11 protein-coding genes and 1 other RNA gene are annotated in these 16,518 nt (G+C 48.7%); all 12 read right to left on the reverse strand.

The genetic code is table 11. From position 1 onward, the window contains the following. Positions 1-398: 398 nt before the first annotated feature. On the reverse strand, positions 399-3,914 hold the full coding sequence (gene nifJ / locus BLU30_RS10730; protein WP_090246281.1) for a pyruvate:ferredoxin (flavodoxin) oxidoreductase: 3,516 nt from the start codon (positions 3,912-3,914) through the stop codon (positions 399-401). Positions 3,915-4,061: 147 nt separating this feature from the next. After that, a complete protein-coding gene (gene pap, locus BLU30_RS10735; RefSeq protein ID WP_090246283.1) occupies positions 4,062-5,561 on the reverse strand; it encodes a polyphosphate:AMP phosphotransferase in 1,500 nt (499 codons plus the stop codon). Positions 5,562-5,834: 273 nt separating this feature from the next. Then, the gene (locus BLU30_RS10740; RefSeq protein ID WP_176770914.1) at positions 5,835-7,256 is read right to left on the reverse strand and encodes an ATP-binding protein; all 1,422 of its coding nucleotides are present in this window, start codon (positions 7,254-7,256) and stop codon (positions 5,835-5,837) included. Between the two features lie 186 nt (positions 7,257-7,442). Further along, positions 7,443-7,649 carry a hypothetical protein gene (locus BLU30_RS10745; protein ID WP_090246287.1) on the reverse strand — a complete coding sequence of 69 codons (207 nt, stop codon included), beginning with the start codon at positions 7,647-7,649 and terminating at the stop codon, positions 7,443-7,445. A 102-nt stretch (positions 7,650-7,751) separates the two neighbouring features. After that, positions 7,752-9,227, reverse strand: coding sequence for a sodium/proline symporter PutP (putP, locus tag BLU30_RS10750; protein ID WP_090246289.1), 1,476 nt, complete (start codon positions 9,225-9,227; stop codon positions 7,752-7,754). Positions 9,228-9,339: 112 nt separating this feature from the next. Next, positions 9,340-9,681, reverse strand: an RNA gene (gene rnpB, locus BLU30_RS10755) — RNase P RNA component class A. 4 nt (positions 9,682-9,685) lie between these two features. After that, complete coding sequence (locus tag BLU30_RS10760; protein ID WP_090246290.1) at positions 9,686-11,104, reverse strand: HAMP domain-containing sensor histidine kinase; 1,419 nt, start codon at positions 11,102-11,104, stop codon at positions 9,686-9,688. After that, positions 11,094-11,768 (reverse strand): response regulator transcription factor, encoded by a 675-nt coding sequence (locus tag BLU30_RS10765; RefSeq protein ID WP_090246291.1) that lies wholly within the window; start codon positions 11,766-11,768, stop codon positions 11,094-11,096. Before BLU30_RS10765 ends, BLU30_RS10760 begins: the two co-directional genes overlap by 11 nt. Before the next feature lie 49 nt (positions 11,769-11,817). Continuing rightward, positions 11,818-13,101, reverse strand: coding sequence for a S1C family serine protease (locus tag BLU30_RS10770; protein ID WP_242873571.1), 1,284 nt, complete (start codon positions 13,099-13,101; stop codon positions 11,818-11,820). A gap of 142 nt (positions 13,102-13,243) precedes the next feature. Continuing rightward, positions 13,244-14,383 (reverse strand): recombinase RecA, encoded by a 1,140-nt coding sequence (gene recA, locus BLU30_RS10775; RefSeq protein WP_090246293.1) that lies wholly within the window; start codon positions 14,381-14,383, stop codon positions 13,244-13,246. A gap of 20 nt (positions 14,384-14,403) precedes the next feature. After that, positions 14,404-15,660, reverse strand: a complete 1,257-nt coding sequence (locus BLU30_RS10780) for a competence/damage-inducible protein A (protein ID WP_090246295.1) — start codon at positions 15,658-15,660, stop codon at positions 14,404-14,406. A 30-nt stretch (positions 15,661-15,690) separates the two neighbouring features. Then, on the reverse strand, positions 15,691-16,431 hold the full coding sequence (yaaA, locus tag BLU30_RS10785) for a peroxide stress protein YaaA (protein ID WP_090246297.1): 741 nt from the start codon (positions 16,429-16,431) through the stop codon (positions 15,691-15,693). Between the last annotated feature and the right edge of the window lie 87 nt (positions 16,432-16,518).

Raw genomic sequence — 16,518 nt, forward strand, 5'->3', positions numbered from 1 at the left:
TGAACCACTCATGCTCATTTTTTTTAAAAATAATAAATGCTGAGGTGGTTCTCACCCCAACATTTATTATAGAACCTAAAAAAAAGAGCACCCCGAAGGATGCTCTCAAAGCGTAGACAAAGTGCCTTAGCGCGGTCAGGGAGAGGATAAAAAAGATTCACCCCGGCCCCCAAGCGCTGATGAACAAAGGGAAAGTCCTCAGTCGTCAGTGCGCAAAACCTTCGGTTTTGATAAGGTTTAGGGCGGGTTTGCTTTCTTAATTTGATGAAAGTCCAAAACGCCAGCCCGCAGGGGCGCCGGGGTTCTCGTATTTTTATCATCACCCTGACCTGGCTTTGTCGACAGTCTGAGAGCACCCCGAAGGATGCTCTTCTACACTTGCCACTAAAGGGGCGTTATTATTCTTCGTTACGCTTTACATAACCAGCATAGCGTTCTTCTGCTTCTTCCTGTGCCTTGGCGTACAGTTCGTCTGCGATATCCGGGAAAGCCCGACGCAGGGAATTGTAGCGAACTTCGGAACCAATGAAATCCTGGAACTTGGAGAAGTCCGGTGCCTTGGAATCCAGGCTGAAGGGATGTTCAGCTTCTGGATTGAAGTGGTACAGATGCCAGTAGCCACAATCCACAGCAGCCTTTTCGTGGGACTGGGTCTTACCCATACCGCCCTTGATGCCGTGGTTGATACACGGTGCATAGCCGATGATCAGGGATGGTCCCTTGTAAGCTTCTGCTTCCTTAAGAACCTTCATGAACTGGTTCTTGTCCGCGCCCATGGCCACCTGTGCCACATAGACATAGCCGTAGGTTGCTGCGATCATACCCAGATCCTTTTTCTTAATCCGTTCGCCGGAAGCAGCAAACTGGGCAATAGCAGCGGTCGGGGTTGACTTGGAAGCCTGACCACCGGTGTTGGAATACACTTCTGTATCCAGTACGAAGACATTAATATCCTGCTTGGAAGCCAACACATGGTCTAAGCCGCCGAAACCAATATCGTATGCCCAGCCGTCGCCACCGAACACCCAGACGGATTTCTTCACGAAGTGATCCGCATTGTCCTTAACGAATTTCACCTTATCAGAGAGCTCGCAATTACATTCAAAGCCAGCTAAAGCAGCCTTCAATTCTCTGGAAGCAACTTTAGAGCCTTCGGCATCATCCATATTTTCGATCCAGTTTTTAGCAGCAGTTGCTACATTTTCTGGAGCCTTTTCTGCGATTTCGCCTAAATAGCTGGCAATGGTCGCACGGATAGCCTTAACACCCTGAAGCATCCCAAAACCAAATTCTGCATTATCTTCAAATAAAGAGTTACAGAAGGTTGGGCCCTGGCCCTGGGCATTCTTACAATACGGAGACGCCGGAGCGGAGGCACCCCAGATGGAGGAGCAACCGGTAGCATTGGCAATCATCATCCGATCCCCATAAAGCTGGGTAACGGCCTTGATGTATGGTGTTTCGCCACAACCTGCGCAAGCGCCGGAGAATTCAAGGAGCGGCTGGCAGAACTGGCTACCCTTGACGCTATATTTATCCATCTTATCATCCTTCACCGGAACGCTCATGGCGTAATCCCAGTTAGCCTGTTCAGGCATTTGGGTGGCGATGGGTTCTAAGGTTAAAGCTTTAGTCTTCGCGATGCAGGCATCCACACAGTTGCCACAACCGGTACAATCCAAAGGATCTACCTGGATGCGGTAGCTCAAGCCTGCCAGAGCCTTACCGTTTGCCTTAATGGTGGTAAAGGATTCTGGTGCAGCAGCCTTTTCTTCTTCAGTCAGAAGAACCGGACGAATGGCAGCATGGGGACAAACGAAGGAGCACTGGTTACACTGGATACAATTATCAGCGTTCCACTTCGGTACGTTAACAGCAATCCCGCGTTTTTCAAAAGCAGCGGTCCCAGCCATCCAGGTCCCATCTTCATTTCCGACAAAAGCAGAAACCGGAATGGTATCCCCTTCAAAACGGCCAATGGGACGGACAACTTCTTCCACGAATTTGGGGTCCTTTGCCTTGGCTTTCGGAGCGTCTTCTGCAGTTGCCCAGGAAGCTGGCACATCGTATTTCTTTAAGATAGAAGGGTCAATCCCAGCATCCACAGCCTTGTAGTTCATTTCGACAATCTTATCGCCCTTATGACCATAGGATTTCTTAATTCCTTCTTTGGAGAACTTCACCGCATCTTCGATGGGGATAATGTCCGCCAGCTTAAAGAAGGCAGCTTGCATGATCATATTGGTCCGACGACCCAGGCCGATTGCTTCAGCTGCCGCAGTAGCATTAATCGTATAGAACTGGATATCGTTCTGTGCGATGTAACGCTTCATGTGAGCGGGTAGCTGACGATCAATTTCTGCGTCATCCCATACGGTATTAAGCAGGAATGAGCCGCCCTTGCGCAGGCCCTTTAACAGGTCATAGGTATGCACATAAGATTCAGTGGAACAGGAAATGAAGTCTGAATTAGACACCAGGTAAGGTGACTTAATAGGCTTCTTCCCAAAACGCAGATGGGAGCAGGTAATCCCGCCGGATTTCTTGGAGTCATAATCAAAGTAACCCTGGGCATATAAATCGGTATGGTCCCCAATGATTTTGATGGCATTTTTATTGGCACCGACGGTTCCGTCAGAGCCCAATCCCCAGAACTTGCAGGCAGTAGTGCCTTCAGGGACAGTATTGATGTTTTCGCCAATTTCAAGGTTGGTGAAGGTCACATCATCCACAATCCCAATGGTAAACTTATCCTTAGGTTCAGCAGCACGCATATTGTCATACACCGCTACAATCTGAGCCGGTGTAGTGTCTTTAGAGGATAAACCATAACGGCCAGCAATAATGGAGGGGGCATCCTTCTTGCCAAAGTAAACGGTACAGATATCCTGATACAGAGGATCACCCAATGCGCCAGGTTCCTTGGTCCGGTCTAAGACACAGAGGCGTTTAACGGAAGCAGGCATTACCTTGAGCAGGTATTCCGGAGCGAAAGGACGGAAAAGGTGCACTTTGATGACACCCAGTTTTTCACCCTTAGCAGCCAGATAATCAATGGTTTCTTCAATGGTATCTGTCACAGAACCCATGGCCACGATGACGTCTTCGGCGTCTTCCGGTCCATAGTAGTTAAACAGATGGTATTCCCGACCGGTTTCTTCGGAAATCTTAGCCATATAGTCTTCCACGATGGCTGGTACAGCATCGTAGAATTTGTTACAGGCTTCACGAGCCTGGAAGTAAATATCCCCATTCTGAGCGGTCCCACGGGTTACCGGATGTTCCGGATTTAAAGCGTGGTCACGGAAAGCCTGAACGGCATCCCAGTCAAGGAGTTTCTTATAAACATCGTAATCCATGACTTCCACCTTGGACACTTCATGGGAGGTTCTAAACCCGTCAAAGAAATGCATAAAGGGAACCTTGGATTTAATGGCAGCCAGATGGGCAACCCCACCTAAGTCCATGACTTCCTGAACGGAGCCAGTGGCCAACATGGCAAACCCGGTCTGACGGCAAGCCATAACATCGCCATGATCCCCAAAAATAGAGAGGGCATGGGCAGCCAGGGTACGGGCAGACACATGGAAAACACCGGGGAGTAATTCACCGGCAATTTTATACATATTCGGAATCATCAGGAGCAAGCCCTGGGAAGCGGTGAAAGTCGTCGTTAACGCACCTGCGGCTAAAGATCCGTGGACCGCACCAGCAGCACCACCTTCAGACTGCAGCTCTGAAACCTTGACGGTTTCACCAAAGATATTTTTCATTCCCTTCGCGGCCCAAGCATCCACGTGCTCAGCCATTGGTGAAGAAGGGGTAATCGGGAAAATCCCGGCGACTTCGGTAAACGCGTAAGCTACGTGAGCCGCGGCCTGATTACCATCCATCGTCATCATCTTTTTAGACATAGTTCCTCCTTAAAATCGCAATTACTGCATTTGTAATAGATTTTAGTACAAATTTTTACCATAAATAATTATATCACACTTCATTTTACCTGTATACAAACAAATAGAGATAAAATATTGTCAGTTTTTTCGTTTTGCAAGTCGATATCAGAGGCGTGAATCGGCAAATTTCTGCTCTATCGCTTCAATAACCGCCTTCAGCACCCGAATTCTGGCATAATACTTATCATTGCCCTCTACGATGATCCAAGGTGCTGCGGTTGTGGAGGTACGCAGCAGCATCCGGTCCACTGCCACGGTGTAAGCATCCCACTTCTCCCGATTCCGCCAATCCTCCTCTGTGATCTTCCACTGCTTATCCGGGTCGGCCTCCCGCTCTTTAAAGCGACGTTCCTGCTCCTCCGGGGTAATGTTCATCCAAAACTTGAGGACGATGGCCCCAAAATCCGTCAGCTGCTTTTCAAAATCGTTAATTTCTGAAAAGGCCCGATCATATTCCGATAGTGTACAAAATCCCTCAATGGGCTCCACCATAACCCTGCCATACCAGGTACGGTCATAAATGCTGAAATGCCCGCGCTTCGGCACCGTCCGCCAAAACCGCCACAGCCAGTTATGACTCAGTTCCTCTTGGGTTGGTGCCGCCGTGGGATGGACCTGATATCCCCGGGGATCCAGATTCTCGCACAGACGCTTGATGGCTCCCCCTTTACCACCAGCATCCCAGCCTTCAAAGCCCAGAACCACAGGAATCCGACGACGATAAATATCATACTCCAGGGTACGCAGGCGTTTTTGACAAGCGGCTAGCTCCTTTTTGTAAACCTTCCGATCAAGATGGCGGTCCATATCGACACCACTGAGTATAGCCGTCCCCAAAGGATCATCCCCAGCGGTAATCAATGGCCGATAAACCTTCTTTTCTGTGGCTTCCACCTTGGCAATGGCTGCCGCCAGGCGTTGGGCCAACAGGCTATATACCTTTAGACCAGCATAAGCCTTATCCTCCCCCTCGATAATTTCCCAGGGGGCACAGTCACTGTCAGTCGCCTCCAGGGCCGTGTCATATCGGGCTGCCAGTGCTTTATATCGTGCATTTTCAGCCCAATCCGAATCCGTAACCCGCCAGCGGGTCGCCTTGCGGGCTTCCAGTTTTTTAAATCGCCTGCGCTGTTCCTTGCGGCTGATATGGACAAAAAATTTTACAATAAGGGTGCCACTAGCGGAAAGGGTCGCCTCAAATTCATTGGCTTCGGCAAGCATCAGCTGATAATCAGCCCCTTTGAGATCTGTCTGGTGTACCAAATCAGAATAATAGCTGCTATCCAGGATGACCATCTGTCCCTTTGGTGGCGTCTTCATCCAATACCGCCATAAAAAGGGCCGATTGGCTTCATCATCATTGACGGTCCGCTTGCAATTGTACACCGTAAAGCTCCGGGGATCCAGGGGAATCATCAGATCGTTAATGATGGTCCCCTTCCCCGCTGCATCCCATCCGTCAAAGAGGATCATCACCGGGATACCCAGCGCCTTTACCCGCCGCTGGCATTCCCCCAGCTTAAGGGCCAGAGCCTTCTTCTCCATCTTACGCTGTGCCCATTCTTCCTTTGTCAATCTAACCTTTACATTCACCTGATCAAGCATACAGACCTCCTTTTTCCTTTTATTTCTCTAGGTATAAACTTACATCTTTAGTTTACTTCTTTTAGCTGAAATTCAGCTTGGACCATGATATAATATAAAAAAAGAAAAGAGGTAGATTCCATGAAAATCGCAGGATTCATCATTAGCATCGTCTCATTCATCATCGCCACCACCGCCCTGGTCATCGGTAGTGCCGCTCTGGCTAAACGGTAGGTCTTTATGAAAAACATCCCATTGGCATTTGATTTCCAGTGGGATGTTTGAATTTTATACCTAGGAATTCAGTGAATAAATAGTGATTCCGTTAAATAACAGTACATTTTTGGTGAGCATGGCATATTCCATGAGATCCGACTCAAAGGGACGATTGGCAAAGACGCCGTACACCCGGTCGTAATCCTTATAGGCCCGCAGCTCCTTAATTTCTTCACACTTATCCACAAAGGCGTCGTAATCCGCCTTGGTGTAAGCCTCACCTCGATAGGCACAATCCCCAAGGAAAAGACACTTTCTTGTATTATCAATCCCCACAATATCCACTACTGTCGCTTTATTAAAGAAAGAACCCACAGTATCACAATTGATGGGGATGGTCTTTTGTTTACAGGCCACCAGCAATATTTCCACTGCCACCTTTTTAAACCAAGCCTGAATATACTCCTCAAACCCAGCCATCAGCTGCTCCATGGCCACACGGTCCTGTCCTGTGGTGATCTGCTGATAGCTTGGAAAAACAAAGGTATACCAAAAGCACAGCAAGGGGTCAGCAATCTGATATTCCAAAGCTTTGCTAAAGGAAAATTTCTTCTCGATGATGGAGGTGTTCCGGGCCACAAATCCCAGTGACAACAGATTGCCCATCAGCTCCTCTACGCCCCCATTTTTATACCCACAGAGAGCCGCAACATCGGCAATCGTGGTGGCTCCAGAGGCCATAGCGGACAGTACCGAATGATACTCTGTAGGATCCATCACCTCATTTTCGATAAGTTTTACCGGTTCGTCCAGTAAATCTCCATAGGGATTGAGGAAAAAATCCCCAATGGCTGAGATGAACTCTTCCATCTCAATACACTCTCTGAAATACTCCCAATACCTTGGAACTCCACCGACGATGGCATACAGCATCATCAGCTGATTAAAGTCATGATGGGGAAAATCCTTCATCAGCTCAACAAAGGTGACCTGCTTTAAGGAAATCCGATGGGTAAGCCGTCCCATAAAGGACTTACTCTTTTCTGACATATTGAGGAGCAGCCGTCCTGTGGGAACAATCAGAACCACCATCACGAAATTTGGCTTTAAGATATTCTCCCAGGCATGGCGAAACACGCTGAGGATTCCCGGGTCTGCCTGGACCAGAAAATTGAAATTATCAATAATCAGAACTTTTCGCTCCGTCCCCGGACGATCTGCAAAGAGCCGCAGCATATCCTTCCAGGCATTGGTTGTCTGAGCACCCACCTTGGATCCCCCGCCACAATAATCGGTGAAGGCCTTCTCAAAAGCCCGACGGTTCATGGCATCCGATACATTCCCTGCCGAAAAATACAACGCCTGCTTCCCTTCCGCAAAGGCCTGTGCCAACGTGGTCTTCCCAATATATTTACGCCCATCCAACAAAATGAAAGCATCCTGGGATGCCCAGGCATTCTGAAGCTTCTGGAGCTCTTTTCTCCGACCGATGAATTGCATTGCTTGCCCTCCTTGTAAACTAGAATTATCTTTTATTTTATCATGTATCCGGACATGCGTCCAATGGAATTGCCAAGGACTTAACGAGATCTGAAACCACACCATTCTTTTAAAAAATATCACTGCATTCCGCCGGGTACAGATAAAGAGAAAAGGACTGTCGATTCACGACAGTCCCTCCCTTTATTAAAATATCGGACCGTTAAACTTAGCGCCACAGTCTTCGCCTTCACAAACCCAATCCTTCCCGACACCGACGACCTTCGCACCACAGACGGGGCATTTTCCGACACCGCCTTCAGGCCAATGGAATTCAGACAACTCCATTTCAATGAACGTATCCGGGCCATCCTGAATTTTCTTAAATTTAAGTATGGGTTGAGACTCTCTCACTGCTACCAGCTCCTTCACTTTTTTAAATTATCTTATCATATCTCCCGGTTCATGGAAAGATAAAAACTAAACGGATTACACGAAAATACGAAAATCCACAGCTTATTTTACCTCTGTTTTTGCCGCTGCCACAATGGCCACCATCTCATCAAATTCCTTCATACATTCCGGGTTTGGCTTCGTCAAGCGGTTGACGATGAGGATAACGATCACATTGAGGAGAAAGCCCGGCACGATTTCGTACATCAGGCTGCTCATCCCCGTCATCTTCCAAATCACCACGGTGAAGGTTCCCACAATCATGCCTGAAAGGGCAGCCTGCCAGGTGGTCTTTCGGGAATACAGTCCAAAGAGCACCAGGGGACCAAAGGCTGCACCAAAGCCACTCCAGGCGTAGGAGACTAACCCCATAACCGAGGCATTATCCTGAAGGGCCAGCAACATGGCCAGCACTGCAATGACAACCACAGCACCACGACCAATATTCACCGACATCTTATCTGATAATCTCTTTTTAGCAAAGACATCCCACAAATCTTCGGTGAGTGCAGAAGAGGACACCAAAAGCTGGGAATCAATGGTGGACATAATGGCCGCCATAATGGCTGCCAGGAAAATCCCGCCAATCCAAACCGGAAAATACTGTCGAATCATCAGAATAAACACCGTTTCCTGGGAGCCATCACTTAATCCTGGGAATAGTGGAATGGACAATAAGCCCACGAAAATTGCCCCAGCCAAGGAAACAATCACCCAAACAATGGCGATGGTCATCGACTTCGGCAAATCTTTAATACTTCGAATCCCCATGAAACGCACAAGGATATGGGGCTGTCCAAAATATCCCAGACCCCAGGCCACTGCCGAAAGGATAGCCAGTATTGAAATACCATTGCCAAAAAGATTGATGGGAATATCCTGGACCGCCATAGCCGTCACAGTTGTTCCCAATCCCCCCATTTCAATCATCGCTAAAATAGGGACCACCGTAATGGCAATAACCATGAGCACCCCCTGGATCAGGTCCGTCCAGCACACAGCCAAAAATCCCCCTAAAAAGGTATAGGCAACAATGACGATGCCCCCGATAATAACAGCTGACCGATAATCCACACCAAACATAATTTGGAACAACTTTCCGGATGCCACCATCCCTGAAGCCGAGTAAATGGTAAAGAACACCAGAATGACCAGTGCCGAAACAATCCGAATGGCCCGGGTGGGATCCTTATAGCGTTTTTCCAGGAAAGTCGACAGCGTTAGAGACCCCGTCTCCTCGGTGTAGGTCCGCAGACGGGCCGCCACAAACTTCCAATTCAGCGCCGTCCCGATGAAGAGACCAATACCGATCCACACCTCAGGCATTCCACCAAGGTAAATGGCACCAGGAAGTCCCATGAGCAGCCAGCCACTCATATCACTGGCCTGGGCCGAAAAAGCGGTTACCCAGCTTCCCAGTCCCCGACCACCTAAAAAGAAGCCCTCCGCACTATCGGACTTTTTATAAAAATGCAAACCGATGGCGATCAGTACGATGAGATACACAAAAAAGATGACAAGCTCACCACTAATTTTCATACATAAACCCCACTTTCTTATTCTTAAGCGATACTTTAATATTGTATACAAAAACCCTATTAAAGTAAAGCACTTTCTAACACAAAAAACCACCCCGTAGGATGGTCTTTTTGGTGGTACCAGGCCTATAAGCCGAGTTCTGTTTTAACGATCATCTGTCTAGACCCATCGTCGCCGATGGGTTCAAGCGACCTACCATAGGATAGCGACGGGCCGCCGCCTTTTGAAATCCGTTCTTGGTCTTGCTCCGAATGGGGTTTACCCAGCTGACCGGTTACCCATGCCACTGGTGAGCTCTTACCTCACCCTTTCACCCTTACCAGCAGAGCTGGCGGTTTACTCTCTGTTGCACTTGCCTTGGAGTTACCTCCACCGGACGTTATCCGGCATCCTGCCCTCTGGAGCTCGGACTTTCCTCAGGTACTTAAGTGCCCGCGATCATCCAGCCTGCTACCAACTTATATAGTATACCCGTTCTCAGATTCTTTTGCAATGCCCATTTCAAACCAAAAGGTACTTCCCTCATTCAAAGTACTTGAGACGCCAAAGGGCATCCCATGGAGCGTTAAGATATTTTTTACAATGGACAAGCCCAGCCCTGTACCCACCGAAGCCAACTGGTGGTTTTTATCGATTTTATAGTACCGATCCCAAACATAGGGCAGCTGATCCTCGGCAATGCCCTCTCCCGTATCCGTCACAGCAATCCGCACCCGGGCCTCGCTGATGGTTTGGCGAATAACCACACGTTTATCCGCACCGGTATAATGGATAGCATTGTTCACCAGATTATAAATGACCTGGGTGATTTTAAGTTCATCTCCCTGGGCATAAACCTCTGAATCCGCCTCAAAAATGATACTGTAGCCGTCCTGCTCTGTGAGCTTTGTGTAACGCTTCATAATCTGCCGGATGGTATCAGTCAGACAGAAAACCTCCACATCCAAATCCTGGACACCAGCCCGCAGCTTGGAAATATCAAGGACATCATTGACGAGGGCTGCCAAACGGTTGGCCTCATCGATAATGATTTGCACATTCTCTGGAGTGTTTTCTCCGGGGAGATCCCGGATGACCTCTGCATAACCGGTAATCATCGTCAGAGGAGTTCGCAGGTCATGAGATACATTAGCGATGAGCTCCCGCTGGAGCTTTTCAACCTTAGCCAGCTCCCCCGCCGCATAATTAAGCGTACTATTTAGTTCTGTAATTTCACGATAGCCCTCCCCGTCAAAATGCACGTTGACATTTCCCTCGGCCAGCTCCTTGGCGGATTCATTCGTCACCATAATGGGCTTTGAAATCCGTTTTGAGATGAGTGCTGCAAAAAGCAGTCCCAGCACACCAAAGATCAGGCTCAGATACACCAACTGGCTGCGCAGGGTACTCACTGTGGCATTCACCGGTGTAATCATAGTATTGAGCATCACCACATAATTACCGGATATTTGGGTGTAGACGATGCTCTCCTCACCACCGTCCACAAATTTGCCTGTCCGTGAAAAGGAAGCCAGATAGGTCCCATTATTTTCCTTGGCATTTTGGTACAGCTGACTCAAGTCCTGGCTGCTGAGATAATGCAAGACGCAATTGGGCGTCCGATCCACATCGATGACAGTCCCATTCTCCAGATTAACCACCTTAACACAAGTATTACTGCGCTCCACCACTGCATTGATGGCCTCCCCCGCATCACTTGTTCCCAGATTCGTCACAATACTCTGGGCCGAGGTATGCAGCTCATCAATCTTGCTTTTTCGGTAAAAAGTACTTAAAAAGACAATTTGAAAAAGCCAGATTATAAAAATCATCACCGCCAAAAAAGCGGTGATGAAGAGGAAAAGTTTCCATTTCAGGCTGAGTTCTTTAAGCTTCAAAGCGATACCCCACACCTCGGAGGGTGACGATGCATTTGCTATAGGGTCCGAGGCTCTTTCTGAGTAATTTAATATGGGTGTCCAGGGTCCGGTCATCGCCATAAAAATCATAGCCCCAGACATTGGTAATCAGCTTATCCCGGGTGAGAGCGATGCCACGGTTTTTAAGCATATAGAAAAACAGATCGTACTCCTTGGGTGTCATACTGGCAAGTTCCCCGTCAACCGTTACCTTCCGTGCGGCCATATCCACCTCAATTCCCTCAATCTGGATAATCTCCCGATCATCTCCACCACCGGCTTGATGGACCCGGGCTAAAATGGCTTTAATCCGCAGCATCAGCTCCTTGGGTGAAAAGGGTTTGACCACATAATCGTCAATTCCCAGCTCAAAGCCATGGATACGGTCATACTCCTCACCCCGGGCCGACAGCATGATAATCGGGGTCTTGCTGGTCTTTCGAATCTCGCGACAAGTTGAAAATCCATCGAGCTCCGGCATCATCACATCCATGATGATAATATCAAAATCCTGGTGGCGGACTTTATCGATGGCATCCATACCATCCCCCGCCTCAACGACCTCATAGCCCTCGAATTCTGCATATTTGCGCACCAAGCGTCTGATTTTCTCTTCATCATCGACCATTAATATCCGAATCATGCTCTTATCCTTTCACACTACAATGGGTGGTAAGCTGGACATCCCAGCCTTATTGCTGACTTGTAGACGAAGTATTTTCTCCCTGATATTCACCAAGGGTAACCTTCATGGTTTGCTCGCTGCTATTTCGGGACACCTTTACCTCAATTGTATCCCCCACGGAGTGGCTACGGATGGCCTGTTTGACATCTGCCGCGCTGGAAACTGCTGTTCCGCCGACCGAAACAATCCGGTCCCCAGATTGGAGTCCCGCATTGGCAGCCGGACCGCCGCTTGTAACCTGGCTGATATAGACACCGGTACTATTAACCCGATACTGCATCGCGGTTTCAGCAGAATCCACATCCACCAGGGTGACCCCAAGGCTGGCCCGACCCTTTACATAGCCGTCAGACATTAAGGCTTCCACCACTGATTTCACTTCATTCACTGGAATGGCAAAGCCTAAGCCCTCTACCCCAGTTCCTGATGATTTAGCCACCACCAGACCGATCATCTCACCGCTGGCGTTAAAAAGACCACCGCCGGAATTTCCGGGATTGATCGCTGTATCCGTTTGGAGCAGGTTCATCGTTTCACCATCGATGGTGATTTCACGGTTCAAGGCCGAAATAATCCCATCCGTTACGGTTCCTCCCAGCTCACCTAAGGGGTTGCCAATGGCAATGGCCTGTTGGCCGACAACAATCCCATCCGAATTTCCCATGACCACTGGCTGCAAATTGGAAGCACTTATTTTAAGTAACGCTACATCACTTTCTGAATCTGTTCCCACCAGGGTCGCTTCATAGAATTTTTCATCCTTGGTGGTTACCGTAATCTTCGAGGCGCCGTTAATGACGTGGTTATTGGTCACAATATAGCCGTCAGCGCTAACGATGACACCACTACCCGCACCTTCTGTCACCATATCCTGCATATACTGGCTTTTAGTCACCGCCTCAGTTTTAATTTCCACCACCGAGTTGGCCGCTGATGAGGCCACCTTTTCCGTAGTGGAGGCCGTACTGTCCGAGGTTCCGGCCGCCGTAGCCTGGGCTACAGACTGATACATTACCGTCTTGCCACCGGCCACTTGGTTAGCCAGCATCCCCCCTCCAAAGCCCATCGCTCCAGAAAGAAGGACACAGCCCACCATCATGCCAGCCATGGATTTTTTCATTCCGCCAAAGGCCGCCCCCTTCCGGGTGCGTCTTTTTTTATTGGTTGGTGGGACAACTCCACCCATAGGCAGTTCCTTGGCCCCATGGCTGGACTGGCCATCCTCCGTCTTCGGTGCATCGATTAATATAAAATCCGTCGTTTCCTGACGATCATTATGATTATATTCCATCACTCTTTCCTCCTAGTATTCAATGTGATGTCTCTATTGTAAGGAGAAAATGTGATGGGTTTTTGAAAGGTACCTGAAGGAATGATGAAAACTACAGGATTAAAGGGTTTGCTAAGCCTATAATTTCAGTCTTACTTCTCCCCTACTCATCCTCAAAATGTCCCATGTCAAAGGTATCCTGAATGATCTCGTCATCTGTCGGCAGAAGGGCTTCTTCAGATTCCACGGCAACCTCAGGCTCCTTGGCTTTTTTGTAAAAATCCCGGATTTGCTGCTCAATGGTATCACAAATGTCCGGGTTTTCCTTCAAGAAATCCTTGACTTTATCCCGTCCCTGTCCAATGCGCTCCTCATTGTAGGAGAACCAGGACCCGGCCTTGTGGATGAGATCCAGCTCAACCGCAATGTCTAAAACATCTCCAATATGGGAAATACCCTCACCGTACATAATATCGAATTCTGCGATTTTAAATGGCGGTGCCATTTTATTTTTAACCACCTTGACCTTGGTTCGATTCCCAATAAGCTCCGAGCCTTTTTTAATGGGCTCACCCTTTCGGACATCCATTCGGACCGAGGAATAGAACTTGAGAGCCCGTCCGCCAGTGGTAACCTCTGGATTCCCATAGACAACACCGACTTTTTCCCGAAGCTGATTGATGAAAATCGCTGCGGTATTGGCCTTCTTAATGGTTCCGGCTAACTTTCTCAGAGCCTGGGACATGAGGCGGGCATGGAGACCCACATGGGAATCCCCCATTTCCCCATCAATTTCTGCCCGGGGAACCAGGGCGGCTACGGAGTCCACCACCACCACGTCAATGGCGCCGCTTCGGACCAGAGCTTCTAAAATTTCCAGGGCCTGTTCCCCTGTATCGGGTTGGGAAACCAGCAAATTGTCAATATCCACGCCTAAAGCCCGGGCGTATTCCGGGTCCAGGGCATGCTCAGCATCGATAAAGGCCGCATTGCCGCCATTTTTTTGGGCTTCCGCCACAATATGAAGGGCCAGTGTCGTTTTCCCTGAGGATTCTGGACCATAGATTTCAATAATCCGTCCCCGGGGAACCCCACCAATCCCAAGGGCTAAGTCCAGCCCAATGGATGAAGTGGATATGACATCCACATCCATTTTAGAGGCATCGTCCCCCAGACGCATAATAGCACCTTTTCCAAAGTCCTTTTCGATTTTCTTTAAGGCCGCATTCAATGCTTCCTGCTTCGCCTGATTCTCAGTTTGTTGTACCACTTTTACAAGGGGTTGTTTATCCTTTTTTGCCATTATTGCTCACTTTCTCTTTATTAATTAAACACATTACCATTTTTGATTTTCAAAATATGGGTCCGAACCAAGTTCAAGGCTGCATTGACCACCCGGGTTTGAATGATGGTTCGGGCTCCTCCGAAGTGGCATTCCTCAATAGTCGTTTCTCCCAGATAATGAATGCCCACATAAACCAATCCCACTGGTTTTTCCGCCGTTCCTCCACCAGGCCCGGCAATGCCAGTGACCGACACAGTCAGATCACAGCCGGATATCCGGGCTAAGTTTTCGCACATCTCCCGGGCCGTCTGGGCACTCACTGCGCCATACTGGGCCAGAGTGTCCGAAGAGACGTCAAGGAGCTGTATTTTTGCCTCGTTGGAATAAGTTACCAGCCCCATTTTAAGGCTTTTGGAAATACCGGGAACCTCTGCCAGCTTTCCAGAAATCAATCCTCCTGTACAGGATTCTGCAGTAGCAATGGTCACTCCCTTTTCAATAAGGAGCTTGCCCACGGCGATATACAAGGGGTCCTGGGAATGTGTAAAGATATGTTGACCTAACCGTTCCACCAGTACCTTTTCATACTTATCCAGAATGGCATTCATCTCGATCTCATCTTTGCCGCTGGCTGTAATGCGCACCAGTACCTCCCCTACCTTGGCATAGGTGGCAATGGTTGGGTTATCCTGACGATCGATGATATCCATCAGGGTGTCCTCCACCATGGACTCGCCAATTCCACCCAGATTATAATATCGGGAAATGACCTGATGATCCATCATCTTTTCCATGATTGGCAGTACTTCGTCCTCAAACATCCCCTTCATTTCATGGGGGGGGCCAGGGAGAAGAAATACCCGGACACCATTTTTATCAACCATAATCCCCGGAGCTGACCCCCTGGGATTAGGTAGCTTCTTAGCCCCCACCGGTATATCAGCCTGACGCAGATTATTCTCTGTCATAACCATCTGACGTTTTTCAAAGAAAGCGGTCAGCTTAGCCACTTCCTCTTCATCCCGGGTCATGGGGAGCCCAAAGAAATCAGCTACCGTTTCCTTTGTCAGATCGTCTTGGGTGGGTCCAAGGCCCCCAGTCACAACAATCATTTCACTACGGCCCACGGCCTCACCCAGCACCTCTTTCAGGCGGGCTGGGTTATCTCCGATGGTCGTCTGATAATGGACCGAGAAGCTGCGCAATGACAGCTCCTTTGACAAATAAGTCGCATGGGTGTTCAGTGTGTCCCCGGTCAGCAGCTCCGTACCGACACAGATGATTTCACAATTCATAATGGTCACTTCCTTTTAATCCGTAATTTCTTATCCTTGAATAAAAACCATTTTTTGATTGGTCGAATGGCTGGCGTCGTAACGAAAGCCCAGGGCATCAAAAACTTTTAAATTCTCTGGTTCAATCCCTGGATTCTCCACAATAAAACGTGCCATTCTCCCCCTAGCCATTTTAGCATATGTCGTGATAGTTTGCATCTTTCCAGCCTTAATTATTTTAAATTCTATATCAATAAAATGCTCTTCTGGGACAAGGTACCGTCGGATCGTTTTAGCATACTCCTCCGAGGCCAGGTTGATAATTGTGTCGGTCTGGGCATACAATGCGTCATGGAGGGACTGTCCCCAAAAGGCGTACAAATCCTGATGTTCTCCCACCGAAAGCTTTGTTCCCATTTCCAGCCGGTAGGGCATGATACCGTCCTGAGGTCTGAGAACACCGTAAAAACCAGAAAGAATCCGAAGGGATGCCTCCGCCACTTCCCACCCCTTGGGTGTAAGGCTATCCGCATCAAAATGCTTAAAAACCAACCCGTCATAGGTGGTTATAGCCGGCGTCCCCGGTTCGGACAAATCCATATGAGCGAAGGCATAATGGGCCTTCTCTCCCAGGCTGCTGCTTACCTTCATCAGCTTTTCCAACTCCCAGGGCATCAGCTGCCGGAGGGCCTCAAGGAGAACCGCCGACTCCCTGGCAAAAGTTGGCCTCCTGGTCTTCCCCGGCCAATCAATCTCCCGCATATTTTTAGCTGGTGATAAAATCGCAATCATCAATTCTCCTTCTTCTTAAAAAGAGGACCCTGAAACAGGGCCCTCTTCATCGATCCAAAATCCGAAGGTCGTGTTTTCCGACTTTCG

This window comes from Eubacterium barkeri (assembly GCF_900107125.1).
In the GTDB taxonomy this organism is placed as follows: Bacteria; Bacillota; Clostridia; order Eubacteriales; family Eubacteriaceae; genus Eubacterium_O; species Eubacterium_O barkeri.

What these genes read in the sequence shown, in the direction of transcription:
- nifJ (WP_090246281.1), bottom strand. Translation starts at nt 3,914, where the DNA reads ATGTCTAAAAAGATGATGACGATGGATGGTAATCAGGCCGCGGCTCAC.
- pap (WP_090246283.1), bottom strand. Translation starts at nt 5,561, where the DNA reads ATGCTTGATCAGGTGAATGTAAAGGTTAGATTGACAAAGGAAGAATGG.
- BLU30_RS10740 (WP_176770914.1), bottom strand. Translation starts at nt 7,256, where the DNA reads ATGCAATTCATCGGTCGGAGAAAAGAGCTCCAGAAGCTTCAGAATGCC.
- putP (WP_090246289.1), bottom strand. Translation starts at nt 9,227, where the DNA reads ATGAAAATTAGTGGTGAGCTTGTCATCTTTTTTGTGTATCTCATCGTA.
- BLU30_RS10765 (WP_090246291.1), bottom strand. Translation starts at nt 11,768, where the DNA reads ATGATTCGGATATTAATGGTCGATGATGAAGAGAAAATCAGACGCTTG.
- BLU30_RS10770 (WP_242873571.1), bottom strand. Translation starts at nt 13,101, where the DNA reads ATGGAATATAATCATAATGATCGTCAGGAAACGACGGATTTTATATTA.
- recA (WP_090246293.1), bottom strand. Translation starts at nt 14,383, where the DNA reads ATGGCAAAAAAGGATAAACAACCCCTTGTAAAAGTGGTACAACAAACT.
- BLU30_RS10780 (WP_090246295.1), bottom strand. Translation starts at nt 15,660, where the DNA reads ATGAATTGTGAAATCATCTGTGTCGGTACGGAGCTGCTGACCGGGGAC.
- yaaA (WP_090246297.1), bottom strand. Translation starts at nt 16,431, where the DNA reads ATGATTGCGATTTTATCACCAGCTAAAAATATGCGGGAGATTGATTGG.